Genomic DNA, 26090 nt, shown 5'->3' on the forward strand with positions numbered 1-26090 from the left:
AGAGTAATTGAAGAAAGTCAGGCAGGAGGGAAGGTCTATGGATTACTGGTACTACACACAGCATGACGAAGAGCACGGGCCGCTGTCGAGTGTGCAGATGCGGGCGTTAATTGATGAAAAACAAATCGGTGCCAAAACCCTGGTGTGGTCAGAAGCCACCGGTGGGCGGTGGCTTCCGCTCAGCCGTACGGTTCTCGTTGAAGCACTGGTGGAGGATGAAGAGCATCCGGGAGATCAGGCGAGAAGCGCTTTTATCCGGGCTTCGACCCGAATTAATCAATATGTCGGAGAAGAAGGCTCTGCAGATTTTCATCTGAAAAATCTGTTCTCCAACGTGTTTAAGCGGCACTCAAGGGAAGAAGCAGAGCTGGTGTTTATTTCCGGCACTTCTCTGACAACGCCCAACGAGCAGGAGATTCCACTTTCGTGGCCAAAGCCGTGGCTGTTTTCGCGTGTACTTCTGGTGCTTGTGATCACATATTTGATTTTATATGGATGCACGCTGTTTTTCGGCAACGTTTTGACAATTCCCGGCATGATCGCCATCGGTTCATTTGCTGCACCGTTTGCGCTCGTTGTGTTTTTTTATGAACTGAATGCGCCGAGAAATATCAGTATGCTCCGGCTGCTGCAGATGTTTTTCGTCGGCGGGGTGGCGTCGATTTTTGTCACGCTGATTTTGTATTCCTTTATCCCCATCGGTGAAATTGGGTTCTTCAGCGCTATCGTTATCGGTGTGGTCGAAGAAGTGGGAAAGCTGATTATTATCGCATACTTAATAAGGAAAACGCAGGTAAAGTATATTCTGAATGGGCTCTTAATCGGAGCTGCTGTCGGGGCAGGCTTCGCTGCCTTTGAATCCGCCGGCTATGCGCTTAATTTCGGCCTGCAGTACGGGACCGGTGTCATGATCGATGTTATTTTCGAACGCGGCTGGCTGTCGATTGGCGGGCATGTCGTATGGGGTGCCATTATCGGTGCTGCCCTGCTGCTCGTGAAGCGGGACGAGCCGCTCCAGAGAAAGCACGTGGCGGACCGGCAGTTTTTGAAAATTTTTATTATTCCGGTGCTTCTGCATGCAGTATGGGATATGCCTATTGCCTTGTTCCCTGACAGCCGTTTTGTACAGCTGATTTTGATTGCAGTGGCCTGGTATTTGATTTTGACGATGATTCAGGCTGGTCTTCGGCAGATTGCGGCTTTGCATTCAAATGCAAAAAAGCCGGAGCAGGCCGTCGAAGAAGAGCTGGAAGCCGAAGCGGTCTCCCGGGGACAGACGATGTCACGAATGGGCCGAAAAGATAAAAAAGAATAAGGAGCGGACAACCACATGCCTGAAGGACCAGAGATACGGCGGGAAGCCGATAAAGTGGAAAAAGCCCTGCAAAAGGGACCGATCATCGAGATGTACACGGCGTTTGAACGATTAAAAACTTACGAAGATCTGCTTTCAGGATCAGAGGTCAACGAGGTGGCGACAAAAGGAAAAGCGATGCTCATTCACCTGAGCAGCGGCTATACCATCTATTCGCACAATCAGCTGTACGGAAGATGGTATGTTAAAAACAGTTATACGTACCCGAAAACAAACCGGCAGCTCCGGCTCGCCCTGCACAATGAAAAGCAGTCTGCCCTATTGTACAGCGCATCGGATGTGGAAATTATGCTGACAGAAGAAATCTGGGACCATCCGTTTGTCTCAAAGGTCGGACCGGACCCGCTCAGTGAGAAAGTAACAGCGGATATGATTGTGGAGCGTACCCTGGATAAAAAGTTTCGGAACCGGCGTCTGACCTCCCTTTTGCTTGATCAGCATTTTGTCGGGGGCATCGGTAATTATTTGCGCAGCGAAATACTGTTTGCAGCCGGCGTTTATCCGGACCAGCGGCCCGCCGATTTAAGTGATAGGCAGGTCCGGAATCTGGCTGAAGAGCTGCTGGTATTAATAGAGCGTTCCTATAAACATAAAGGAATAACAACGGATGAGTCAGTCGTTGCACGGGCAAAGGCAGAAGGAAAAACATACAGCGAGTACCGGCACTGGGTGTTCAACCGCGGCGGGCGGCCGTGCCGGGTGGACGGCACAGAAATCATCCGTTTCACTGCCGGTTCGAGACGCTGCTATTACTGTCCGACCTGCCAGCAAAAATAAACGACGGGAGCTCCATCACCTTCATTTGAAAAAACGAACTGCTCCCTGCATAATAAACATGTTACTAAACATAAGTATTTACAGCAGCGATGGGGGATATGGTGGGGGATAAGCGAACTAAGCCGTTAAAGCTCGTGACATGGATTACGTTGTTGATTTCTGCAGTGATGCTGATTGCGCTTTGCATTACCGGTATCATCGTTGCCGTCGATACTGCTGACGACGTCCGGGATCAGCAGGCAGAAAAAGCATTGAACATTGCCGAGGCCGTCAGCCGTTCGCCGGAAGCAGCTGAAGCACTGCAGGCCGGTGAACGGGGCGGAAGTCTCCAGGAATATACAAAAGAAGTTCAGGAAGCAACAAACATGGAATATATTGTCGTCATGGATATGAACAGTGTGCGTTATACGCATCGGCGCGAGGACCGGATCGGTGAGGAATTTGCCGGGGGAGATGAGACAGATGCTTTAAACGGGAGAACGTACGTGTCGACGGCCGAGGGGACGCTCGGCGTTTCCATGCGGGCATTTGTACCGGTGATGGACGGGGGCGAACAGATTGGTGTCACCTCCGTGGGCATTCTGACTGACAGTATTCAGGAAGACATCTGGGCAGACCAGCAGACGCTCGTTCTGGGAAGCGGTATTGGTCTTGCCGCCGGTGTCATTGGCGCCTTCTGGCTGGCACGCCGGATCAAAAAAACGATGCACGGCCTCGAGCCGCTTGAAATATCGCAGGTGCTTGAACAGCGCGAGGCAATTATGTCCTCGGTGCGGGAAGGCGTACTTGCTGTCAACAGCAGCGGCACGGTGATTCTGGCCAACGATGCGGCCAGGGAGCTGTTCGCGGAAGCTGGCGCCGAAGAAGACCCGATCGGAAAAGATATATCCCGTTTCTTTGCGGATTCCCTGCTGAAAAGGGTCCTGCAGACTAAAGAGCAGGAGCTTGACCAGGTCCAGCAGCTGAAAGACGTAGAAATTATTGTGAGCTGCATGCCGGTGGTTTCGGATGCCACCCTGCTTGGAGCGGTGGCAACTTTTCGCAACAAAGATGAACTGACACGGCTCGTCGAGCAGCTGTCCGGGGCCAGAACCTATGCAGAGACGCTCAGGGCCCAGTCCCATGAGTTTATGAACAAGCTTCACGTCATTTCGGCCATGATCCAGACGGAATCGTATGAAGAGCTCGACGACTATGTAATGAGTATTTCGAGCAACTACCGCCAGGAGGTCGGATGGGTAACCGCGTATGTAAAGGACCCGGTGCTTGCCGGATATTTAATGAATAAAATATCCAATCTGCAGGAAAACGGTATCGAAGTGGAGCTGTCAGGAAGCGGTATGTGGCCGGCCATGGCTGATCCTGAATGGACCGACCATATGATCACGATTATCGGCAATCTGATCGACAATGCCCGTGACGCGATGAAGCATACGCCGTCCCCACATTTGTTTATGCATATTTACGAAGAGAACAGCTGTCTCGGCTTTCAGATCGAGGATAACGGACGGGGAATGGATGAAAAGACCCAGGCAGAGCTGTTTGAACGGGGGTACTCAACGAAAGGTGAAGGCCGGGGCTTTGGCATGTACAATACGAAGCGTTCCCTTGATACGCTGGAAGCAGAAGTGTTTATCGATTCCCACCCGGGAGAAGGGACAGCCTTTGATGTACAGATACCAATAGAGAGGGAGAACTGAAATGAGAGTATTAATGGTTGAAGATGACCCGATGGTAGCTAAATTTAACCGCATGTATGTCGAACGGGTTCCCGGGTTTGACGTAGCGGGGCATGCGGAAAACCTGGCGAAGGCAAAAGAAATGCTTCATTCAGAAGCGATTGATATTGTGCTTTTGGACGTGTATTTAAATAAAGAAAACGGTCTTGATCTTTTGGAGGAGCTGCGAAAAGAACAAATCCCGGTGGACGTGATTGCCATTACATCGGCCAATGATACCTCGTCCCTGCAGCGGGCTAAACGGCTTGGCTGTACGGATTACCTGATTAAACCGTTTCATTTTGAACGCTTCCGGGAAGCATTAATCAATGTAAAGGAATGGCAGAAAGCGTCGGGAACGACAAAGGAATGGGGACAGGAGGATGTGGACCAGCTGTTTTTAGCCAATAAGGGCACGCAGGAGGAGCACGAGCTGCCCAAGGGCCTGACGACAGAAACCTTCCGGATTGTCGGCGACGAGATTCTGCAGCATGCCGGCAGTACCTTTACGACGCAGGGGCTCGCAGAAAGTACGGGCATATCGAGAGTGTCCGTAAGGAAGTACCTCGCTTTTCTGGAGGGAGAAGGAGTGCTTAAAATCACGATGAACTATGCGGGAAGCGGCAGGCCGCTGCAGCAGTACACGATGCCTCCGGAACAGGTGGAAATACTTAAAGACTGGATGGAAAAGTAAGGAAAAAGGCTGGCAGTTTTGGTTATTTTGTTTACAAAAGTATGTGCTTACTTACAAAATGTATACAAAGAATCAAAACTTTATTATATTAGTCAGCAAGCGCTTTCAATAATCTGAAAAATAAGAGGTGAGAAGGATGAAGAATACGGTTGCTTCCGGCTGGAAATCATTATGGCATTCCCACCGGCAGACGAAAAAACTTCTGAATGTTTTTCAGACGGACCGGTCACCAACACGTCACAAGGAAGAAGAAATACAGGATCCTTCTACCGCTGGCCGTAACAAAAACCGCGACGGCGATGGCGGGGGAGGAAACGACGGAGGAGACAGTGGAGGGCAGGGCCCTTCCTACAAACGTCCGCAGCTCGTTGGACTTATTTTAGGACCATTATTATTTCTCATTACCATGTTGTTTCTGGATCCCTCGGGGCTCAGCTATGAAGGAAAAGCAGTACTTGCCACTACGCTTTGGATCGCCACCTGGTGGATTACAGAAGCGATCCCGATTCCGGCGACCTCGCTTTTGCCGATTGTCCTTCTGCCGATTACCGGAGCGCTCGACGGAGATACTGTCGTTTCTGCTTACGGTAACGACATTATCTTCTTGTTCTTAGGTGGTTTCTTTATTGCCTATGCAATGGAAAAATGGAACCTACATAAGAGAATCGCGCTGTTCATCATCGCGGTGATTGGTACAAGCACCAATCGGATTATTCTTGGTTTTATGGTTGCCACAGGCTTTTTATCCATGTGGGTGTCCAACACAGCATCAACGATGATGATGCTCCCAATTGCGCTTGCGATTACGTACCAGGTGTCGGAAGCCCTTAAGGAAGAGAAGGATTCCGAAAAAGAAGTGAAAAAATTCGAAAAAGCGCTTATTTTCGGTGTTGGTTACGCGGGCACGGTCGGCGGACTCGGTACACTAATCGGGACGCCGCCGCTCAGCATTCTGGCTGCCCAGTCGGAGGAGCTGTTCGGACAGCAGATTTCCTTCGCGCAATGGATTATGTTTGGTGCGCCGATTGTAGCTGTCTTCTTATTGATCGTCTGGTTCTACCTGACACGCTTTGTCTATAATATCGGCTTTTCGACCATTCCGGGCGGCCGTGACATGATTCAGGCGGAAAGAACAAAACTCGGCGGAATGAAATACGAAGAAAAGATTGTCATGGCAGTATTCGTATTTGCCGCTGTCATGTGGATTACACGTTCCTTTTTCTGGCAGGAAATCGTCGGAGTAACCGGCCTCAGTGACGGCGGTATTGCCATGGTTGCGACGGTGCTGTTGTTTCTGGTGCCTGCCACCAAGCAACAGGAGGATCCGCGGGTGCTCGTCTGGAAGGATTCCAGAGAGATTCCATGGGGCATCCTGCTATTGTTCGGGGGCGGACTGGCGATTGCTGCCGGCTTTAGTAATACCGACCTTGCCGAGTGGATCGGTAACAGCTTAACTCTTCTTGAAGGGGTAAACATTATTCTCGTTATCCTTGTATCCGCCACGCTCGTGTTATTCCTGACAGAGATCACATCCAACACAGCGACAGGCACCATGATTATTCCACTGGTTGCTTCCCTCGCGATTGCGATTCAGGTTCACCCGTTTGCACTGATGGTGCCTTGTGCGATGGCTGCAAACTGTGCGTTTATGCTGCCGGTTGGTACACCGCCAAACGCTATCATCTTCGGGAGTGGGAAAATACGGATCATCGACATGGTAAAAAACGGCTTCTTCCTGAATATATTTGCGATTTTATTAATTACGGTTCTCGTCTATCTGGTTCTTCCAGCGCTTTGGGGCATCGACTTGACGACCGTACCTGATTCGTTCCGTAATAACTAAGGAGGCGCCGTCATGAAAATTGTGCAGATAGAAGAACAGGCGGTGCCGATCAAATCGGATATCCGTAACGCGTTTATTGATTTTAGTAAAATGAACGTCTCAGTCGTCGCGATCAAAACCGATGTCATAAAAAACGGCAAACCGGTGGTGGGCTACGGGTTTAACTCCAACGGCCGGTATGCTCCGAGCGGACTTTTGCACGAGCGGTTTATTCCGCGCCTGCTGGAAGCCTCTGAACAGGAGATTACAAGTGATGAGGGGGCAAATCTGGATCCCTTTAAAATTTGGGACATATTGATGACCGGCGAGAAGCCAGGCGGCCACGGAGAGCGTTCTGTGGCTGTCGGGGTCATTGATATGGCGGTATGGGACGCGGTGGCAAAAATTGAGGAAAAGCCGCTGTATCAGCTGCTTGCCGAGAGGTACAGAGAGGGAAGTGCAGACAGCAGTGTATTTGTATATGCTGCCGGCGGCTATTACCAGCCCGGAAAAGGACTCGATGCACTTCAGCAGGAGATGCGTACGTATTTGGAGTCCGGCTATTCGGTGGTGAAGATGAAAATAGGAGGCTCATCGCTTGAAGAGGATATTGAGCGCATCGAAGCAGTGGTGGAGGTGACCGGTGATCCGGGGAAGCTTGCGGTGGATGCGAACGGACGATTTGATTTGGATCAAGCGATTGCCTATGCGAAAGCGCTCGAACCTTACGGACTGTTCTGGTACGAGGAAGCGGGCGACCCGCTTGATTACGCTCTGCAAAATACATTGAGCCGCTACTATTCCCATCCAATGGCTACTGGCGAGAACCTGTTTTCCATGCAGGATGCACGAAATTTAATCAGCTACGGCGGCATGCGGCCGGATCGGGACTATTTGCAGTTTGACTGTGCCCTCAGCTACGGCCTGGTGGAATATATGCGCACGCTCGATATGCTGGAAGTAAGCGGCTGGTCGTCGAGAAGGTGCATTCCGCACGGCGGCCACCAGATGTCACTCAATATTGCAGCCGGACTCGGCCTTGGCGGCAATGAATCCTATCCCGGCGTCTTTGAGCCATTCGGCGGTTTTGCCGATGACTATCCGGTGGAAAATGGTTATGTACAGCTGCCGGAGGTGCCTGGTATCGGCTTTGAAGCGAAAAACAATCTTTATACGCTGCTTCGTTCTTTGCTGCAGTAAAGAACAGCCTGCATTCATTCCTTCATGAGTGCAGGCTGTTTGTATTACAGGAGCCGGTACAGACTGGCGAGCCCAAGCCCGCCCCCGATGCCAATCATGGCTACGCCGAGCGGAAGATCGTCGTTTTGCATCAGCCGCATGAGCCTTGCCACGAGAATCGCTCCCGAAGCCCCGTACGGATGGCCCTGGGCGATGGCGCCTCCGGCTGTATTCAGCCGCTCAGGCGGAACGCCGAGCTGAAGGGCGGAGGCGAGCACCTGCGAGGCAAATGCTTCATTGCATTCCCATACGGAAATGTCCCGGACAGACAAGCGGTTCCGTGCAAGCAGCCGGCGTGCAGCAGGCACCGGCCCAATGCCCGGCATTGTCGGATCAACGCCAACTGCAGTGGCATCGACGATTTCAAGAACGGGCTTGAACCCGTGCCGCCGGCAGGAGGAGCGGCTGGCTATCAGCGTGAGCGCCGCCCCGTCACTGATCCGGGAGGAGTTGGCGGCGGTGACTGTGCCGTGTTCCTGGAAAACAGCGGGCGCCCGGCGGATAATTTTATTCATTTTATCTGGAGAACGAATTTCAGCGTCTGCCTGGACGGTGCCCACCGGAATAATTTCCCGGGAAATATCCGTCTTTGCTGCTTCCTCCCACGAAAGCCTGTAGCTGCGTTCGGCAAAGGTGTCCTGCTCTGCGCGGGATATGCTGTAGGCTTTCGCCACCGTTTCCGCAGCTTCTCCCATATCGGGATCGCCAATAGACCTGGGAGAAAAGCGGGCTCTTTCCTGCGTGGAGGAAACCGGATAGGCTTCCGAGGCGAAAAAGGAGCGTTGCGGGGCCCGGCTTGTGCTTTCGACGCCGCCGGCAAGAACGGTACCCGCAGCGCCGGCCTGCAGGTGCCGGAATCCCTGGTGTACAGCTTCAAGGCCGGAACCGCACTGGCGATCCACCGTCACACCGGGCACTGACCTGTCATATCCGGCTTCAAGCAGGCTGAGGCGGGCAAGATTACCGCCCGGCCCAACTGCATTTCCCATAAATACTTCGTCAGTCGGCACCCGGTCGTTGATCCCGTGATGGAGCTGAAAATGATTGTACAGCGGCGCTGTCAGCTGCTCCGGCTCCAGCTTTGAAAACGCCCCGTTCACATGATGGACGGGACTTCGTTTGGCATCAATAATATATACAGGCTCAGTCATCATTAATGTACTCCTTTACCGGGGCTTCGTAATACTTCCGGGCTCGCAGCCGGTCAATTTTTCCGCTGCCAAGCAGCGGCAGGCAGTCTGTCTGCAGGCATGCCGGCAGTTTATAAGCGGGCAGCCGCCCGCGGCAGTGTACATGCAAATTGTGAGCAGTAACGCTTCCAGTATAAAGCGCAGCGATTTTTTCCCCTTCGAAAGCATCCGGTACACCGAAAACAACTGCCCGGGCAACATCCGGATGGCTTAAGAGTACCTGTTCAATTTCCTCGGCATAAATATTGCGGCCCCGGCTGACAATTTTTCCGCTCCGGCGGCCTGTAATATAAAGGAAGCCTTCCTCATCGACAAAGCCAATATCTCCGGTAGCAACCGAACCTGGATAGGGTAAGAACTCCTCTCCAGCATAGCCGCTGAATAAAAATGGACTTGATATGATTAATTCCCCGGCTTCCCGGGCAGGTCCGGCTTCGACCATGGGAAACAGGCGGCCGGTGCAGGAGGAGCTGGCCTGTTCTGCGCGGTGGTTCAGAGCGCTGATAAAGCTGGTTTCTGCACTGCCGTAGAATTCATACAGCTCAGCCGAGGGAAAGCGGGCGAATATTTTTTGGTTATCAGCGGGGGACCATTTTTCTCCACCCGTAATGATCAGTCTGACCGACGGAGAGGGAGGAAAGGAGTAGCTGAGAAGCCAGCGGAGCATTGTAGGCACCGCGTACAATACGGTGATCTGCAGTTTATCCACTATCCGGGCAATCCCCCGTGGCGAGTGAGTTACAGGCAGAACGACAGTGTGGCCGTATTCGAGCATACGGACGGCCCCGTATAAAAAGAGGGAGTGGGAGAGCTTTCCGGTGATCAGGACGCGTTCATCCTTCTGAAACGGAAAAAGCTGCTCATCCGCCTCGAAGCTTTTCAGCCAGGAACGGTGACTCCGCAGACATACCTTTGGTGTTCCGGAGGAACCTGACGTGCAGGCGCCGTAAAACAAATCGGTATCTTTGCAGAACGCAGTGGGTGCAGACAGACGGGGCTCCGCGCCGGTAACGTCTGCAAGTGCCAGGGAAGGCACCGGAAATCCGTCCCTTTCAGCATCTGTGATAAAAAGGCTGGGTTTGGAAGAAGAAAGAAAAGAAGCTTTCGCGTCGCGGTCCAGCGTTTCATCCACTGGGACAGCAATGCCGCCTCCGGACACGACTGCATAAAACATATACAGCTGCTCCAGAGGGTTTCGGAGCGCAAAGGCAATCTGTTTTTGAAAAAAAGGGCCGATAGCTGCGTGCAGCTGATGCCGGCGGCGGTTAATTGTCTCATGCAATTCCCGCCAGCAGATCGAACGTTCCGAGTATTCGACCGCTATCCGGGCAGGATCAGAAGCAGCGTACCGGGCGATGGCCTGGCTGATCATGCAAATCCCCCCTTCCGGTGTTAAAGCCTGATTTTGTGCTGCTTATTCAGCCGGACTGCTACAAAGCCGGCAACGACTGCTTTAAAAATATCCCCCGGTAGAAAAGCAAGTGCCTGAATGGCGGCAGTGGTCCACGGTATGTTTATTAAAAATGATAAATAGGTAACCCCGCCGGCATAAATGACGAGAATGCCGCCGGTAATATTTGCAAACAAATACTTTGGAAACGATGGTTTCTTAAAAGAATGGGCGATCCAGCCAATGATAAATGCTCCGACCGGCCAGCTCAGAATGTAGCCGCCACTCGCACCAAACAATACCCCGGCGCCGCCGCGTCCACCGGAGAGCAGCGGCAGTCCTATCATCACAAGTACAACAAACAAAAGCATGCTGAGTCCCCCGTACCTCGCTCCGAGCAGAGAGCCCGCCAGCATGACACCGAGGGTCTGCAGGGTAATTGGGACGGGACTGAAAGGAAGCGGAATGGGCGGCACAATGCCTAAAGCTGCGATAATTGCTGCAAATAAAGCGGTATAAATAATTTTTTGTATACGCATCTATGTTCACCTCACTGATTTCTAAGGATAGAAAGAAATCAGCTTTTTGTCAACTTTATTTTTAAAATGGTTTACGAAAGAAGAGGCAATTTGTTAAAACGGTATAAAAAAGAAAAAACCCGGAAAGCCCGGGTTTTTTATGCTGAAGTTGTTTTTTTTTGGCGGATGATGGGCACGAGGAAGGAAAGAAGAGCAACAATCAGCATACTGAGAGCAATTGGTCGGGTGAAAAAGACCGTTAAATCGTCATTGGCGATGGTCATGGCCTGACGGAAGGATTCCTCCATCATTCCGCCGAGAATAAATGCCAGGATCAGTGGAGCTGCCGGGAAATTGTACAGCTTCATCAAATAGCCGATTACGCCAAAAGCTAGCAGTAAATAAAGATCAAACGTGCTGAAGCTGATAGAGTACACCCCGATCATACTGAACATAATCACAAGCGAAATCAGCAGTGGGCGCGGAATCAGCAGCACTTTAGCAATGTAGGGAATAAGCGGCAGGTTCAAAATTAACAAAAACACGTTGCCGATATACATACTGATGATAACACCCCAGAACAGGTCAGGCTGCTCTTCGATTAAAAGCGGCCCCGGAGGTACGTTCAGCACGAGCAGGGCACCGAGCAGCACGGCCGTCGTTCCGGAACCGGGAATACCGAGGCTGAGCAGAGGTACAAAGGCGCCACTCGTAGCGGCGTTGTTGGCCGTTTCCGGGGCAGAAATTCCTTTTACCGCGCCTTTTCCGAATTCTTCCGGATGTTTGGCAATCTTTTTTTCCGTAATATAGCCGATAAATGAAGCGATCGTGGCGCCGGCACCCGGGAGCACCCCGAGAATAAAGCCCAGGAAGGACTGGCGGGTCATTGGGCCGCTCATATCCTTGAAGTCCTGTTTGGAAAGCTTCAGGCTTCCAATATTGCCCTGGTTTTTAATTTTCTTTTTGCGGTTTACAATCAGATTGCAGATTTCAGCAATGGCAAACAGGCCGAGAGCGATTACGAGAAAATCAATGCCTTCGAGCAGGTTCGGATTATTGAAGGTGAACCGTGTCGTTCCAGTCTGGCTGTCCATGCCGATGGTAACAAACATGAGACCGAGTACTGCCGAAATAAGTGCCTTAATCGTCGAGCCGTCGGACAGACTGGCTATCGCGGTTAACCCAAGCAGCATCAGTGCAAAGTATTCGGGCGGACCGAACACAATTGCAACGCTTGCCAGAAGCGGAGCGAAGAGCATCAGCAGTACGACACTCACCGTACCGCCGGCAAAGGACGAAATGGCAGAAATAGCAAGTGCTTTTCCGGCCTGGCCGTTCTGGGCCATGGGGTAGCCGTCAAAAGCAGTTGCGACCGTGCCGGAAATCCCCGGAGCGTTCAAAAGAATCGAGGAGGTGGAGCCACCGAATACGGCTCCGTAGTAAACACCGGCCATAAGTACGAGAGCTACAGTCGGCTCCATGTTGTATGTCAGTGGGATCATGATAGCGATCGCACTGATCGGCCCGAGCCCGGGCATCATTCCGATAAATGTTCCGGCGAAAACGCCGATCAGCACAAACAGCATTCCCTGGACGCTGAAAGCGACGCTGAGCCCGCTTAAAATTCCATTAAAAGTTCCCATGCGCTTAACCTCCTTTCTACAGCGGCAGAATGCCCGGAGGCAGACTTATATTTAATAACTGGGTGAAAACTAAATAAAGCGATAAGGGAAAAACAACCGAGGTCACAGCGTTGACGATATGTTTCCGGTAGCCCATAAACAGGCTGCACAGAAAAATAAATATAGTGGAGGCCAAAATGAAACCAACGGGCTCTAAAAGAGTGATGTATAAAAGGATCATTACGCCTACCCCGCCTAAGTAAAAAATATGCTGTCCGGCTTCCTTTCGTTTTTCCTGATCCTCTTCGCTTTCGCCTTCTTTAATAAAAAACAAAAAGACGCTGAGTAAAATCAATAAAAAACCGGCTGCCTTCGGCATGGTGGAAGCAGTAAACATTCCTGTAGCGAAAGCGGGAATTTGAAAAGCCAGATATAAATAGAAAATAGCAATCACAATGAGAATCATACTGATAATTTTATTTGCGGAACGAAACATGACGTATCACCTCTTTCACCTGCTTTTAATATAAGAGAGCTCTGGACGCAGAACGTTCAGAGCTCCTTCGTACGCTGTTACTCGCCGCCCCGGTCGATGCCTACCTCATCAAGCAGGTCCTGCATGGATTCTTCTTCTTCGGCTAAGAATTCTTCAAATTCTTCGCTGTCCATGTAGTTTTCTTCCCAGGCGTAGGACTGACGGGTTTCCTGCCAGTAGTCAGATTCACTGAGCTCTTTGAACGTTTCTTCGTAATAAGCAATTTCAGCATCGCTCATGTTTGGCGGTCCTAAAAATCCGCGCCAGTTGACGAACGTTTCTTCGATGCCCTGTTCTGTCGCGGTTGGAAATTCGCTTACCGTGTCACCTTCGAGCCGTTCTTCAGCTGTAATACCGAGCACTTTAACATCGCCGGCTCTCACCTGCTCGACCGTCTCGGTGATACCTGTTGAATAAACATCGGCCTGGCCGTTTAAAAGGTTGGTCAGTGCGCTGCCGTCCTGGGCGGATACGTATTTAATCGTAGAAGGGTCAACGCCGGCACCGGCTGCAATTTTGGCAAACTGCATATGGTCCATACTGCCCGGCGAGGACTCGCCGACGACGGTGATGTCATCCGGATTTTCCTTCATATCGTCAAACAGGTCGTTTAAATCATCCCATTCCGAATCCTCCGTAACGGCAAACGCGCCGTAGTCGGCAATCATATTCGAGAGAGGTGTGAAGTCCTCATAGCTGTATTCCGACTGACCGTTCAGCGGGACGAGCAGAAGGGGAGGTGAAGCCACAAAAGAATACTCCGGGTTGCCTTCCTGGTTATGAATATAAGACCAGCCATTGGCTCCGCCACCGCCTTCGCGGTTTACGACACCGATTCCCTGGTCGACAATGCCTTCTTCTTCAAGACCTTCGGCAGCTGAACGGGCGACCGTGTCCCAGCCCCCGCCAGCGCCGGCAGGTGCAACAATTTCAAGTGAGGAATCCGGCTCGTAGCTTCCTTCTTCGCCGCCACCGCCATCGCCGCCTGAGGAGCTGTCTCCGCCTCCGCTTCCACAGGCGCTTAAAACGCTAAGCGAAAGTACTCCGGCACCGATCCAATATTTTGAATGTTTCATAATATGTAGCCCCCTTTTTTATATTGATGTAAGCGTAACCAAAAAACGCTTAAATGTAACCGTTTACAATTTAAAATGTATATCTTTCGTTTATTGTATTTATTTCATAAATGTCACGAACATAACTAAACCGGCTGCATATGCTGGCTGCAGCCGGTGGAGGGTTTATTTTTTAAAATATCTGCGTTCAGGGCGGCCGACAATTCCATAGATGGGCCGGACCTCGATTTCGTTTGCGGATAACAAATATTTAAAATAGCGGTGAGCGGTGGTGCGGGAGGCGCCGAGAAAAGAAGCCATTTCATCAGCGGTTACTCCGTGCTCGGCCTGCTGGATGTGATCCTTGACCTGCTCGAGAGTGAATGCATCAATGCCCTTTGGCAAATCTGCTTCCGGTTTATTTTCCGTTACGCCGGGAGACGCAGGAGGGGAGAAGTAACGATCAACCTCCTCCTGGGTAAGTTCCCCTTCAGGACGGGCCGCCTGCATAGCCTGGAATTTTTTCAGCGACTCCTCGAGCCGTTTAGGAGAAGCAGGTTTAATAATATAGTCGATCACACCCGACCGGTAGGCCTTCTGCACATGTCCGGGATCATTTGAAGCTGAAATAATAATAATGTACGCATCATGGCTGTCCAATATTTGCCCGAGAATGTCTGTGCCAAGCTGATCGGGAAGATAAATGTCGAGTAGCAGCACATCAACCGGCGTGTGCTCCATCGTCTCGAGCAGCTCCTTTGCGTTGCCGGATGTGAACCGGCATGAGAACCCTTCAATTTGTTCAATAAGCTGCCGGTGGATATCTGCAATCCGAAAGTCATCTTCAGCAATACCAACGTAAATCATCAACTACCCCCTTGTGGCAACGTTTTGGGCAGGTAAACCGTAAAGTAGGCGCCCTGGTTTTCATTGTTGCCAAATTCAAGCATACCCTCTAATTCCTGAATCGTTCTTTCTACGATCGAAAGTCCGTATCCTCTTGGCTGGTCCCCGGATTTTGTAGAGGCCCCCTGGGAAGTAATGTCTACCCCCTCCGGCAGTCCGGGTCCATTATCGACCACTTCAAACATAATTTCATTCTCCATTTCCGTTACAAAAAAGGTTACTTCCGGTGCCGCCCAGCCCGCCGCGCTGTCGATGGCATTATCGATAAGGTTTCCTAAAATGGAAACAAGCTGAACCTTCTGAATGTGAGCCGGCAGAGTCCCCAGCCGGCTTTCGCCGTCAATATGAAAAGCTGTCTTCTTTTCGGAAGCCCGGGCTGCTTTTCCAGTCAGAATTGCCTGCACTGTCGGGTCGTGAATCTGCTGAAAGACTACGGAGTGGGTTTTTCGCTGCTGGGATGTTTCTTCTTCGACCAGCTGCACTGCCTCATCGTATTTCCGGAGGTGAAGATACCCGGACAGCGCATAAAGTTTATTCAAATATTCATGGTTTTGCGAACGGAGACTGTCCGAATAGCGCTGAATGTCAGAAAGCGTATTAGCCATCTGCATCATCTCCGTTTTGTCCCGGAACGAAGAAACGACGCCGACGAGCCGGCCGCCGATAGTGATCGGCTCCCGGTTAACAATGTAAGGAGCCCCGCGGAGCATTAATTCCTGATCGTATTCCGGCTTTCCGTGCTTTAGTACCTTTGGCATTTCCGAGTCCGGAAGCACGTGATGAATATTCTGCCCCTCGATCGCCCCGTTAATGGCAAGCATGCTTCGGGCCGAATCGTTCATCATCGTGATCCGTCCTTCTGTGTCAATCGCAATAATGCCCTCCCGTATAGCGGTAAGTACACTTTCCTTTTCCTGGTACAGCTGGCCGATTTCGTGAGGCTCAAGGCCGAACATATCCTTCCGGATATTTCTTGAGACCGCCATACTTCCGATTACGCCCAGAGCGAGAAGGACGAGTGCGAGCATAAACAGAAGTCCGAAGCGTTCCCAGATGGCTGCCCGCACATCCTCAAGCAGAAAACCGACGGAAACGATGCCTACAATGTCCCCGTCTTCATTGCGAACCGGAGCCTTGCCGCGAAGGGACGGGCCCCGGGTGCCGATTGCAGTGGAGACATAGGACTGCCCCTGCTCGAGCGCGCGGGCATTGTCGCCGCCGACCATGGATTCGCCGATTTTCCATTCGTCCGGGTGGGCGTAACGGGTGCCCTCGGTATCACCAAGGACTACAAATTCAGCGCCGGCCTGCTTACGGACCCGTTCAGCATAGGGCTGAAGCACGGAGCTTGGATCCTCGGAGGCATACGCTCCCTGAACAACCGGGGAGCTTGCTATGTATGTGGCTGTGCTTAATGCTTTATCTCCAAGCTCTTCTTCGATATCATTATATTCTAAATAAGCAAACACCCCGAAGGAGCTTATCGTAATAAAAGCGACAAGCCCGACGACGAGAAGCATAATTTTTGTCTGCATCTTCATGTTCTTTCCTATAATGGGCTCCCTCCTTTCAGGATAACGCTTTCAAAAAATAGTGACCGTATTTTAATATGTGGAAATACGAGTTGTTCAAAGAGTAGCATATCGCAGACAGAGCAGCAATTACATATAGGAGGGGAAGATGGGGCATATCAGCATAAAAGCATACGTCAATGCGTTTGGAACACCATCTGAACAAGTCTGCATCAGAGAGGATGCAAAAGAGGAGTTAAAAGCCGGGAGCGTGGAGGTACGGATGCATCAGTCCCCGCTCAACCCCTCGGATCTCATTCCTGTTTACGGGCGTTATGCCCACCGGGTAAAGCTGCCACTCGTGCCCGGCTACGAAGGTGTCGGGGTGGTCGAACGTGTTGGAGCTGGAGTGGCCAGAACAGTGATAGGAAAGCGCGTGCTGCCGCTGCGGGGAGAGGGCACATGGCAGTCGCTGGTTCATGCGCCGGCCACCCTGGCCGTGCCGGTACCGGACAGCCTTTCTGATGAAACGGCTGCCCAGATGTACATCAACCCAGTGACGGCGTACGTGCTTTTAACCGAAAAGCTGAAGATTTCTTCCGGCGGGGTGCTTGTGATCAACGCGGCTAATTCTGTTATGGGAAGAATTCTTATTCAGCTGGCCTCCCGGATGAATATTCGCGTGGTGGGCCTTGTACGACGAGAGGAAGTAATAAACGAGCTGATACAGCTGGGGGCAGAAAAAATAGTGGCAGCCGGGGAGGGAGAAGAAGAGCGCCAGCTGGCTGCTTCCCTGCAGGGGAAGAAAGCAGAAGCTGCCATGGATATGGTCGGAGGAGAGGCAGGAGCCGCTCTCGCTGGGAGCGTTAAGCCGGGGAAAACGCTGGTGGCTCTCGGTCTTCTTTCGGGCCGGCCGCTCAACTGGGCGTATATTACGGAAACACTTGGAGTGAAGGGTGCGATGTTTCATCTGAGGCACTGGAATGCCTCCGTTTCCGACACGCGCTTCCAGCAGGTATTCCGGACGCTGTTTCACCTGGTGGAAAGCGGGCAGCTCGTGGTGCCGCGCGCCCGTCATACGTATCCGCTCGTTCAGGTACAGCAGGCATTACAGGACTATGAGAGCGGAAGATTCAGCGGCGGGGGCAAAATAATGCTCGGCAGATCGTGACTGCCTGCTCTATACAAGAGTACCTGTGCCGATTTATAATAAACATACTCAATCCAACAGAAACGGTGAGAACTTATGCGGGAATTTTCTTTTTATTCGACTCCCTTCGGTGTAAGCGGAGAAGAAGTACCATATGCAGCAATCGCTAAAGCTACAACAAGCAGAGAGCTCGTGTCGGATCAGGAATCCGATGCCTTTTATTTTCGTTCGCTTGAAGCGGACGGTATTTTTTTGAACGAAGCCCAGATCGAAGCTGTCCGCTTTGGCAGCGGGCCGCTGCTGGCACTTGCGGGTGCCGGTTCGGGAAAAACGTCGGTGCTCGTCTGCCGGGCCGGCTATTTAATGGCGGTCAAGCAGGTGCCGGCTGAATCGGTTCTGCTGATTACATTTACAAAAAAAGCAGCGGAGGAAATGAAAACGAGGGTAATGAACCTGCCGGGTGTCGGCGAAACAGCCAGCAATCTGCAGGTGCGCACGTTCCACGCCTTTTTCCTATTACTGCTGCGGCGCCATGGCGTCCGACAGGAAATTGTTTCAAGCGAGCGTCAAAAGCAGCTGGCCGTGAAGCTGTTGATGAAGGATATGGGTCTTGAAGACGTCTATCAGCCCGAGGCGGTCCTATCCTTTCTGTCCTATCATAAAATGAATGACACCGCCGTCGCGGATCTGCCGGAAAAAGAAACGAGCCAGAAGCAGTTAAAGCGTATCTGCCAGGCGTATGAAGACTGGAAGCTTGAGCGCAATTATATTGATTTTGACGATATTTTAATGAAAGCCAAAGCATTAATGGACGAGGATTCGTCCTTTCTGCAGCAGCTGCAGGACCGTTTTGAGTACGTAATGGTTGATGAATTCCAGGATACCAACTATCTTCAGTACCGGCTGGTGCAGATGATTGTGGAAAAGCACCGCAATTTGTTTGTGGTGGGCGATGACGATCAGACAATTTATTCGTTTAACGGGGCCCGCCATGAATTCATTCTGGAGTTTGACCAGAAATATCCGGAAGCACAGACGATTGTGCTCGACGTCAACTACCGTTCCCATAAAGCCATCGCTGGTCTTGGAAACGAAGTGGTGCGCCACAACAAGCAGCGAAAAACGAAAACGCTCCAGGTGATGAATGCAGAGGCTTCGTCCCCGTTTTACTTCCGCGCCGCGTCCACCGACGAGGAAGCGGAGCAGGTGGTGGCAGATATGAAACGTGCTGTGGCAGAGGGAGAATGCGAGTGGCGGGATATGGCTGTGCTGCACCGGACGATCAGTGTCAGCCGTGCTATCTTTGAGCAGCTCACCGCCCAGGATGTGCCATTTGTGCACCATTCCCTTGGCAACCAGATGTTTTACGAGCAGTGGCCGGTAAAAGCCATGATGGACTATCTGCGGCTGAGCCTGAACCCGACGCTGGTGGAGGCGATGCCCGAGGTTGTGCCGACTTTATTTATCTCCCGGGAGCGCGGCATGCGCCACATTAAAGAGCAGGAAATATTTTCACCCCGCAGCGAACCCCTGCTTCATTTAACAGACATGCCGGGCATCCGCTCGTTTCAGCGTAAAAAAGTGGAGGAGCGCCAGAGCATGATTCAGAAGCTGAAGGAAAAACGCCCGGAAACAGCGATCCGCCAGATGCGGCGCCAGTTTTACGACGGCTATCTGGAGGCGGATGAGCAGCAGGTGAGCATGAAAAAGGAAACGTTAAAGGAAACCCTCGATGAACTGGAGTCCTCGGCTAAACGGTTTGAGAGCGTCTCGTCTTTTGTCTATTTTGTCGACGACATGCTCCGTACATTCCGCGAAATGAAGGAGCGGGAGAAGGATCCCGATGCGAACCATGTGTCGCTGATGACGATCCACAGGGCCAAGGGCATGGAGTTTCCAGTCGTGTATGTCATCGGGGCGTCAGAAACAATTATGCCGCACGACTCTGCGTTAAAGGCCGACCGTATGAAGGATCTTTTATACGGAGAGAAGGCAGAAAATAAGCAGACTCAGGCGCTCGAGGAAGAGAGGCGGCTTGCATATGTAGCAATCACGCGGGCGAAGCAGAAGCTGTGCATCAGCTCGCCGGCATTTTACCGCGGCAAGGAGGTTGAAGTGTCACGCTTTTTGCTCGAAGCCTTTCCGGGGGAAACGCATACCGGGGAAAAGCAGGAAACGGAAACCATCGATGCGCTCGTCTGTGAAGAAGCGATGTGCCCGGCCTGGATACGTCTGTCGGAAGCGTCTGATGAAACCGAAAAAGAATGCCCGATGTGTAAAGGGAAAATGGTGCCCGGCACTAAACAGATCATTAAAAAGTAATGCCTGCAGCTGCCTCAGCAGAATAGTTGAATAATCAGGCGGCGCAGGCTACGATGAACTGAGATATAAAAATGTTTCTAAGGGGGAGTCAGCATTGGCAGACGAATCAGTAACATTATATGCATGGATTAACGGAAAACAAGTGGACGCGGACGAATATATGGAACGGGAAAACCCGGCTGACCCGAAAAAAATCGTGGCCTATGTGCCGAAAACGACGACTGGGCAGGCAGCTCAAGCCATTGAAGCGGCCCATGCTGCTTTTCCTGCATGGAAGGAAGTACCGGTGGAAGAGCGGATCGAGCGGATGGAACGCGCCATCCAAACAATGAAGGACCGCACGCCGGAGCTTGCTGAAACACTGGCGGAGGAACACGGCAAGCCGGTTTACGACGCAGAAGGCGAAATGGCGGTTTCGATCATGTGGATGGAGTACGCCTGCCAGACGGTAAAAGAAACGATCGCCGACCAGGTGGACGAAGGCGAGGGCGGCAAAACAATCATCCGTCAGGAGCCGATAGGCGTAGTGTCTGCCATCAGCCCGTGGAACTATCCGATTGCGCTTTCTACAATCAAGATTGCTCCGGCGATTTTGACCGGAAATACCGTCGTCTCAAAGCCGAGCCCGTTTGCTCCACATGCCGTCAGTCTGGTGGTTGAAATGATTGCCAAAGAATTCCCGGACGGAGTGCTGAATCTCGTCCACGGCGAAGCTGAGGTCGGCGTAGAGCTTACCTCCAATGCACATGTGGATAAAATTGCTTTCACCGGTGGTACGGAAACTGCGAAGAAAATTATGAAATCGGCCGCGGATACAATCAAGGATATGACGCTTGAGCTTGGCGGCAACGATGCTGCCGTAGTGCTGCCGGACTTTGACGTAAACGATGAGCGCGCAATGCGCCGCATGGTTATCTCCAACTTCCTGACCGCCGGCCAGATATGTATGATCGCCAAACGAATCTATGTACCTCGCACCCTGTACAATGAGTTTGTGGAAAAGTATCAGGAAGCAGCCAATAAATGGGTGAAAATTGGCAGTCCATTTGATGAACAGGTCACAACCGGACCGCTCAATAACAAGCAGCAGCTGGATTTTGTGAAAAGCCTTGTGGATAATGCGGCTGAAAAAGGCGCGGACGTTATCCCGCTCGGCCACATTGTGGATAAGGAGCTGTTTGAACAGGGGTACTTCCTGCAGCCGACCCTGGTGCTCGGCGCGGACCAGCAGGACGACATTGTGAAGGAGGAACAGTTCGGACCGACAGTGCCGATCGTCCCTTATGAGACGGTGGATGAAGCAGTGAAAATGGCGAACGACAGCATTTACGGCCTTACAAGCTCGGTATGGGGAGAAGAGGACCATGCCATCGAAGTTGCAGCCCGTATTGAAGCAGGCACTACGATGGTCAATACCGCTGCTGTGCAGGGACTCGACGTCCGTTACCCGTTTGGCGGAGTCAAGCAGTCCGGCATCGGCCGCGAATACGGAAAAGAAGGCCTTCTCGGCTACGTAACCCCTCACGTCATCAATGTACCGAAAATGCGGGATCTGCCGTATATTCCTGAATAATGAGATCAAGCAGCTGTCCTGGAGGCTTCCAGGGCAGTTTTTTATGCTAAAGTTTGAGTAAAGCAAAGATTTTTGAAAGGGAGTGATCCGATGCGAACCATACAGATCGTGCCGTGGCAAAGGGAGTGGCAGGACTATTATTACCATGAGCAAAAGCTTCTGGAGCTTGAAGCCGGCAGTCCGGGAGATCATATTTATCATATAGGAAGCACTAGTGTTCCGGGTCTTGCGGCAAAGCCAATTATCGATATTCTTATTGAAACGCACGAGCTTTCTATGTGGTCCGAGGACCGTCTGGAAGGACTAGGATATACGGGAAAAGGAGAGCACGGTATTGAAGGAAGGGCTTTTTATTATAAAGGCGAATATATCCGCCGCTTTCACGTGCACGTGTTTGAAAAAGAAAGTGAAGGCAGCGGGCGGCATCTTGCCCTCCGTGATTATTTACGCTCTTTTCCGGCAAAGGCGAAGGAATATGAAATCATTAAAAAGCAGGCTGCAGGGAGGCACCCGCACAGCCCGTCTGGATATATGGACGAAAAGCATGCCGTCGTGCAGAGGCTTGAACAGGAGGCTCTCTCCTGGAATACAAACAGAAGGAAAAACTGACGGTTTTTAAACGACTGACAAAACCGTCCACAAACATATACACAATGGGGATGGTGTCCAGCTGGGGTAAGGGGAAGAGCATAAAAATAATCGAAGGCCTGCTTCGATTGAAGGTATTGATGACAGAGAATTTACTGAAATGAGACGCCGGCTTGTGGACAGTCTTTGAAGTGTTTTTTGAAATTATCCACAGCCGGCTGGGAAACGGGTTCGGATGAAAGAAGCTACTGATATAAAGCGGTGTGAATTTTTCTCATCAATCGTCCGGTACGGACCGGGTGCTCGGCAAAAGCAACATAGCCGTCCGGACGTATGAGCACAGCTGAAAACGTTGGCAGCTTCCATTTGACGGCGAGATCTCGCCGGTAATCAAACAGATGGTGGATATTTGGCTTCGAGGTCCGGAGTATGCCCTTGCGCTGAACAACGAGAATGAGAATGGATGGGCCATACTGCCGGCGCATTTCCTGGATGCTTTCATCGAGCTGATGGAGCTCCTGCTCGTCTTCGATATAAAACAGGCAGGAAAACTGCTGAATGTGCAGAAAATCCATCACGTCTGCGTGTTCTCCTTCCTCGGTAAGAACCCGTGCCGGCAATGCCCGGGATCCGGCCGGAATCATTTCTCCCCGGTGCTGGAATTTCGCAAACGACGCCCTGTTCTGATAGCTGATGTCAATATTGGCGAGGCGCTGGGTCAGCAGGTTCTGCAGCGAACTGCTTTTGCTCAGCACACTGACAGGGTTCGCCAGCAGGCGGGGAATCAGGGTATGGGAATGGGTCATCACCTGCATCGCCGTATTAGTCATTCGAATGGTCTTGCGTCCGACCGCGTACCGTTCTTCTTCATACGTATCGAGAAGGGCAGGATCCGAACGGCCGCGCAGCACCCACGCCAATTTCCAGCAGAGATTGACCGCGTCCTGCATGCCGAGGTTCATCCCCTGACCGCCAAACGGGCTGTGCAGATGGGCAGCATCCCCGGCGAGAAACAGCCTGTGGTCCCGGTAGGCATCAGCCTGATGGTGGGACGTGCCGAACTGGGAAAGCCAGGAGGCGCTTGGGAAATGTACCGGCTGCTGGGTAATACGCCGTACGCTTTTTTCAAGATCCTCCAGAGGGAGATCGTCCCGGTGCTCACGGTTCTGTTCGGCGTGATCGATGGTGATTACCCGGTACGTTTCATCACGGAAGGGAAAGAAAGCAGCTACGCCGCGCTCGGTAATGAATGAGGAAATATCGTTGGAAAGTGGAAGTCCTTCCACCGTAACGTCCCCCAGAAAATAAATGGTTTCATGCTTGCCGCCCGGAAATGAGACATTCATGTTCTCACGTACTGTACTGTGAGGACCGTCACAGCCAATCACGTAGGAAGCGCGGATTAATTCGTGTCCATTTTCGGTGGAGCATTCCACCTCGGCGTGGTCACTGTACTGGATAATTCGTTCGCAGTGAGTGTTCCAGTCGATAAACTGGCCAACTTCCCGAAGCTGCTTCTTTAAAATATGCTCTGTATCTGACTGCGGCAGCATAAGCATGAAGGGAAAAGGCGTATCGAGCGAAGCAAAGGAGGCTCTGGAAGCCCATTTGCCTTCAGGCTGAACAGTAGCATCAGTAATGGGAAAGCCTTCCTTTAGGAAGGAGCGGAGCGCACCGATCAGGCTGAGCATCTCAAGGGTGCGCGCCTGGATGCCGAACGCTTTGGAAAAGGGAGAAATAGAGCTTTTTCTGTCTAATATCCGGACGCGGATGCCGAGTGCTCTTAATGTATTGGCGGCAGTCAAGCCTACGGGGCCTGCCCCAACAATGCATACATCGGTATTCGTGGTTTTCATGAATTCATCACGCTCCCTTCGGTATACTTGTAGTATACCCTGCAGAGGACTGCCTCATGCACGTGCTTATTTGCAACCTTTTGCGAAATATGTTTGAATAATAAGAAATTAATGCTTTCTAGGGGAGCCTGATGGCTGAGAGAGGTTTAAGTGCCTTGACCCTTAGCACCTGATCCAGATAGTACTGGCGGAGGGAAGAAAGAAGGGACACACACCGGTTGTTTATGCCGCTTCTTCTCTAAAAGAAGCGGCTTTTTATATAGGTTAAAAACAAGGAGGGCTTATGGTAGAACCTAACTGGGGAAAATTGGTGGAAGAGCGCAGGCAGAAATTAACCGACCTGGCCAAAAACTTAATACAATTTAATACGATGGCACCCCCGGCCCGTAATACAGCGAATGCTCAACAATTTATAGCGGATTATCTGCAGCAGCGTAATTGGGAGATTGATAAATGGGAGGTTTTTAACGGAGACCCCAACGTAGTAGGCACAAAAACCGGAAAAGAGGGGGACCGGTATAACAGCTTAATCCTAAATGGACACATAGATGTAGCGGAAGCATCGCGTAAGGACTGGAGTTTTGATCCTTTCGATCCGGTGGTGAAGGACGGATGGCTCTATGGAAGAGGAGCAGCCGATATGAAGGGAGGGCTTGCAGGCTTACTTTTAGCTGTTGATATTTTACATGAGCTAAAAATTGATTTACCAGGCGACGTTATTGTGCAATCGGTAGTGGGTGAAGAAGTAGGTGAGGCCGGTACACTTCAATGCTGCCGAAGGGGATATACTGCTGATTATGCACTCGTAGCAGACACGAGTAATCTTAGTATTCAGGGTCAGGGAGGCGTTATTACAGGCTGGGTTACCGTGAAAAGTCAGCAAATACATCATGACGCTATGCGCCGAAATCTGATTCATGCTGGAGGCGGAAAATTCGGGGCAGGTGCTATTGAAAAAATGATGATACTTATCGAGGGCTTACAGAGTTTAGAAAGAGACTGGGCAGTACGGAAAAGTTATCCAGGATTTCAGCCTGGAACGAACACCATTAATCCGGCAGTCATTGAAGGAGGAAGGAATGCTGCATTTATAGCCGATGAATGCAGTCTTTGGATCACGGTGCATTTTTATCCGGATGAGACCCATGAAACAGTGGCTTCAGAAGTAGAAAATCATCTTCGTAAAGTGGCTGAAGCTGATCCGTGGCTTCGCGAGAACCCTCCAACATTTATTTGGGGAGGAGAATCAATGATAGAAGACAGAGGAGAAATATTTCCTTCCCTTGAGGTTCAGAGCAATCACCCGGGCAGTCTGCAGTTAATGGAATCCTTTAAAGCCATTACCTATGAAGCAGGAGAAATTAACACCTCTCCTACTGTCACAGACGGAGGATGGCTGGCGGATGCTGGAATCCCCTCCGCCATTTTTGGTCCGGGAACGCTTGAGGAAGCACACGCAGTCGATGAAAAAGTAGAAGTGGAACAGCTGGTTACGTTCACAAAAATAGTATTGTCTTTTATTTATAAGTGGTCACATACTCTGAAGGAATAGAAAGGATGAGGCTAATGTCATTCACTCACGATTTAAAGGAAAAGCTGCTGCCAGTGTGGGAGCAGAATCATACGCATCCATTTGTGGAAGAGCTTGGACGGGGAACCCTCGATAAGGAAAAATTTCGTTATTTCATGATTCAGGATTACCTTTATCTTGTGCAATATGCGAAGCTGTTTGCGATTGGCGCTGTTAAAGCCGAAGACGTGGAAACTATGGGGGCTTTTGCGAAGGTAATGGATGCCACCATGAATGAAGAAATGAGCCTGCACCGCCAGTATGCGAAAAAGCTTGGCATCACCGAACAGGAGCTCGAGCAGGCAGAACCGGCACCGACCACACTTGCGTACACAAGATATATGCTGCATGAAGGGCAGAACGGAGGCCTGGCTGAGCTGCTTGCGGCTGTGCTCCCGTGCATGTGGAGCTACGCAGAAATTGGAAGAAAGCTCAGTACGTGGCCGGGAGCGCTGGAGCATGAGCTGTACGGTGAATGGGTGCAGATGTACAGCGATGATGAATTTCAGCAGCTCGCAGACTGGGGCATCAGCATGCTCGACCGTCTGGCAGAAAACAAACCTGAAGCGGAAAAAAGAAAGATTGAAGATATATTTTTAACGACGACCCGGTTTGAGTATTTGTTCTGGGAAATGGCGTACCGGCAGGAAGGCTGGCCGCAGACATAAAAAAGCCCCCG

At 51.3% G+C, this 26090-nt stretch carries 21 protein-coding genes and 1 riboswitch; of the genes, 12 read left to right on the forward strand and 9 right to left on the reverse strand.

Going from position 1 to position 26090, the window contains the following annotated elements; genetic code table 11:
• The first annotated feature begins 37 nt into the window (after positions 1-37).
• From ACTTK7_RS04395 to ACTTK7_RS04420, 6 genes are all read left to right on the forward strand, one after another.
• Entirely contained in the window at positions 38-1315 is a 1278-nt protein-coding gene (locus tag ACTTK7_RS04395) for a PrsW family glutamic-type intramembrane protease (RefSeq protein ID WP_462866126.1), read from the forward strand.
• Between the two features lie 15 nt (positions 1316-1330).
• The gene (gene nei, locus ACTTK7_RS04400) at positions 1331-2152 is read left to right on the forward strand and encodes an endonuclease VIII (RefSeq protein WP_462866128.1); all 822 of its coding nucleotides are present in this window, start codon (positions 1331-1333) and stop codon (positions 2150-2152) included.
• A gap of 101 nt (positions 2153-2253) precedes the next feature.
• Positions 2254-3852 (forward strand): DcuS/MalK family sensor histidine kinase, encoded by a 1599-nt coding sequence (gene dcuS, locus ACTTK7_RS04405; protein ID WP_462866130.1) that lies wholly within the window; start codon positions 2254-2256, stop codon positions 3850-3852.
• Between the two features lies 1 nt (position 3853).
• Positions 3854-4564, forward strand: coding sequence for a response regulator (locus ACTTK7_RS04410; protein ID WP_462866132.1), 711 nt, complete (start codon positions 3854-3856; stop codon positions 4562-4564).
• Between the two features lie 136 nt (positions 4565-4700).
• Positions 4701-6407: an SLC13 family permease gene (locus ACTTK7_RS04415; protein WP_462866134.1), complete on the forward strand. Its 1707-nt coding sequence runs from the start codon at positions 4701-4703 to the stop codon at positions 6405-6407.
• 12 nt (positions 6408-6419) lie between these two features.
• A complete protein-coding gene (locus tag ACTTK7_RS04420) occupies positions 6420-7586 on the forward strand; it encodes a mandelate racemase/muconate lactonizing enzyme family protein (RefSeq protein ID WP_462866136.1) in 1167 nt (388 codons plus the stop codon).
• Between the two features lie 44 nt (positions 7587-7630).
• On the opposite strand, the gene ACTTK7_RS04425 is transcribed toward ACTTK7_RS04420, so the two are convergent.
• The 8 genes from ACTTK7_RS04425 to ACTTK7_RS04460 all read right to left on the reverse strand — a co-directional run bounded on the left by ACTTK7_RS04425 (position 7631) and on the right by ACTTK7_RS04460 (position 16376).
• Positions 7631-8776 carry an acetyl-CoA C-acyltransferase gene (locus ACTTK7_RS04425; RefSeq protein ID WP_462866137.1) on the reverse strand — a complete coding sequence of 382 codons (1146 nt, stop codon included), beginning with the start codon at positions 8774-8776 and terminating at the stop codon, positions 7631-7633.
• Complete coding sequence (locus ACTTK7_RS04430) at positions 8769-10187, reverse strand: AMP-binding protein (protein WP_462866139.1); 1419 nt, start codon at positions 10185-10187, stop codon at positions 8769-8771. The genes ACTTK7_RS04425 and ACTTK7_RS04430 overlap by 8 nt, the downstream gene beginning before the upstream one ends.
• Positions 10188-10207: 20 nt before the next feature.
• Entirely contained in the window at positions 10208-10744 is a 537-nt protein-coding gene (locus ACTTK7_RS04435) for a biotin transporter BioY (RefSeq protein ID WP_462866140.1), read from the reverse strand.
• Positions 10745-10881: 137 nt separating this feature from the next.
• Complete coding sequence (locus ACTTK7_RS04440) at positions 10882-12366, reverse strand: tripartite tricarboxylate transporter permease (RefSeq protein ID WP_462866142.1); 1485 nt, start codon at positions 12364-12366, stop codon at positions 10882-10884.
• A gap of 16 nt (positions 12367-12382) precedes the next feature.
• A complete protein-coding gene (locus tag ACTTK7_RS04445) occupies positions 12383-12841 on the reverse strand; it encodes a tripartite tricarboxylate transporter TctB family protein (RefSeq protein ID WP_462866144.1) in 459 nt (152 codons plus the stop codon).
• A gap of 77 nt (positions 12842-12918) precedes the next feature.
• Positions 12919-13956, reverse strand: a complete 1038-nt coding sequence (locus ACTTK7_RS04450) for a tripartite tricarboxylate transporter substrate binding protein (protein ID WP_462866146.1) — start codon at positions 13954-13956, stop codon at positions 12919-12921.
• A gap of 165 nt (positions 13957-14121) precedes the next feature.
• Positions 14122-14802, reverse strand: coding sequence for a response regulator (locus ACTTK7_RS04455; RefSeq protein ID WP_462866148.1), 681 nt, complete (start codon positions 14800-14802; stop codon positions 14122-14124).
• On the reverse strand, positions 14802-16376 hold the full coding sequence (locus ACTTK7_RS04460) for an ATP-binding protein (RefSeq protein ID WP_462866150.1): 1575 nt from the start codon (positions 16374-16376) through the stop codon (positions 14802-14804). The genes ACTTK7_RS04455 and ACTTK7_RS04460 overlap by 1 nt, the downstream gene beginning before the upstream one ends.
• 145 nt (positions 16377-16521) lie before the next feature.
• Between ACTTK7_RS04460 and ACTTK7_RS04465 the strand changes: the two genes are divergently transcribed.
• From ACTTK7_RS04465 to ACTTK7_RS04480, 4 genes are all read left to right on the forward strand, one after another.
• Positions 16522-17523 (forward strand): zinc-dependent alcohol dehydrogenase family protein, encoded by a 1002-nt coding sequence (locus tag ACTTK7_RS04465; protein WP_462866151.1) that lies wholly within the window; start codon positions 16522-16524, stop codon positions 17521-17523.
• Positions 17524-17598: 75 nt separating this feature from the next.
• Positions 17599-19824 (forward strand): ATP-dependent helicase, encoded by a 2226-nt coding sequence (locus tag ACTTK7_RS04470; protein WP_462866153.1) that lies wholly within the window; start codon positions 17599-17601, stop codon positions 19822-19824.
• A gap of 94 nt (positions 19825-19918) precedes the next feature.
• Positions 19919-21397, forward strand: a complete 1479-nt coding sequence (locus tag ACTTK7_RS04475) for an aldehyde dehydrogenase family protein (RefSeq protein ID WP_462866155.1) — start codon at positions 19919-19921, stop codon at positions 21395-21397.
• A gap of 90 nt (positions 21398-21487) precedes the next feature.
• On the forward strand, positions 21488-22006 hold the full coding sequence (locus tag ACTTK7_RS04480) for a GrpB family protein (RefSeq protein WP_462866157.1): 519 nt from the start codon (positions 21488-21490) through the stop codon (positions 22004-22006).
• Positions 22007-22230: 224 nt separating this feature from the next.
• On the opposite strand, the gene ACTTK7_RS04485 is transcribed toward ACTTK7_RS04480, so the two are convergent.
• Complete coding sequence (locus ACTTK7_RS04485) at positions 22231-23841, reverse strand: FAD-dependent monooxygenase (RefSeq protein WP_462866158.1); 1611 nt, start codon at positions 23839-23841, stop codon at positions 22231-22233.
• 110 nt (positions 23842-23951) lie between these two features.
• Positions 23952-24054, forward strand: a riboswitch (TPP riboswitch).
• Between the two features lie 70 nt (positions 24055-24124).
• Between ACTTK7_RS04485 and ACTTK7_RS04490 the strand changes: the two genes are divergently transcribed.
• Both ACTTK7_RS04490 and tenA read left to right on the forward strand, forming a co-directional pair.
• Positions 24125-25393 (forward strand): acetylornithine deacetylase, encoded by a 1269-nt coding sequence (locus tag ACTTK7_RS04490; protein ID WP_462866160.1) that lies wholly within the window; start codon positions 24125-24127, stop codon positions 25391-25393.
• Between the two features lie 14 nt (positions 25394-25407).
• Positions 25408-26079: a thiaminase II gene (gene tenA / locus ACTTK7_RS04495; protein WP_462866162.1), complete on the forward strand. Its 672-nt coding sequence runs from the start codon at positions 25408-25410 to the stop codon at positions 26077-26079.
• The last annotated feature ends 11 nt before the right edge of the window (positions 26080-26090 follow it).

This window comes from Marinococcus tarijensis (assembly GCF_054971385.1).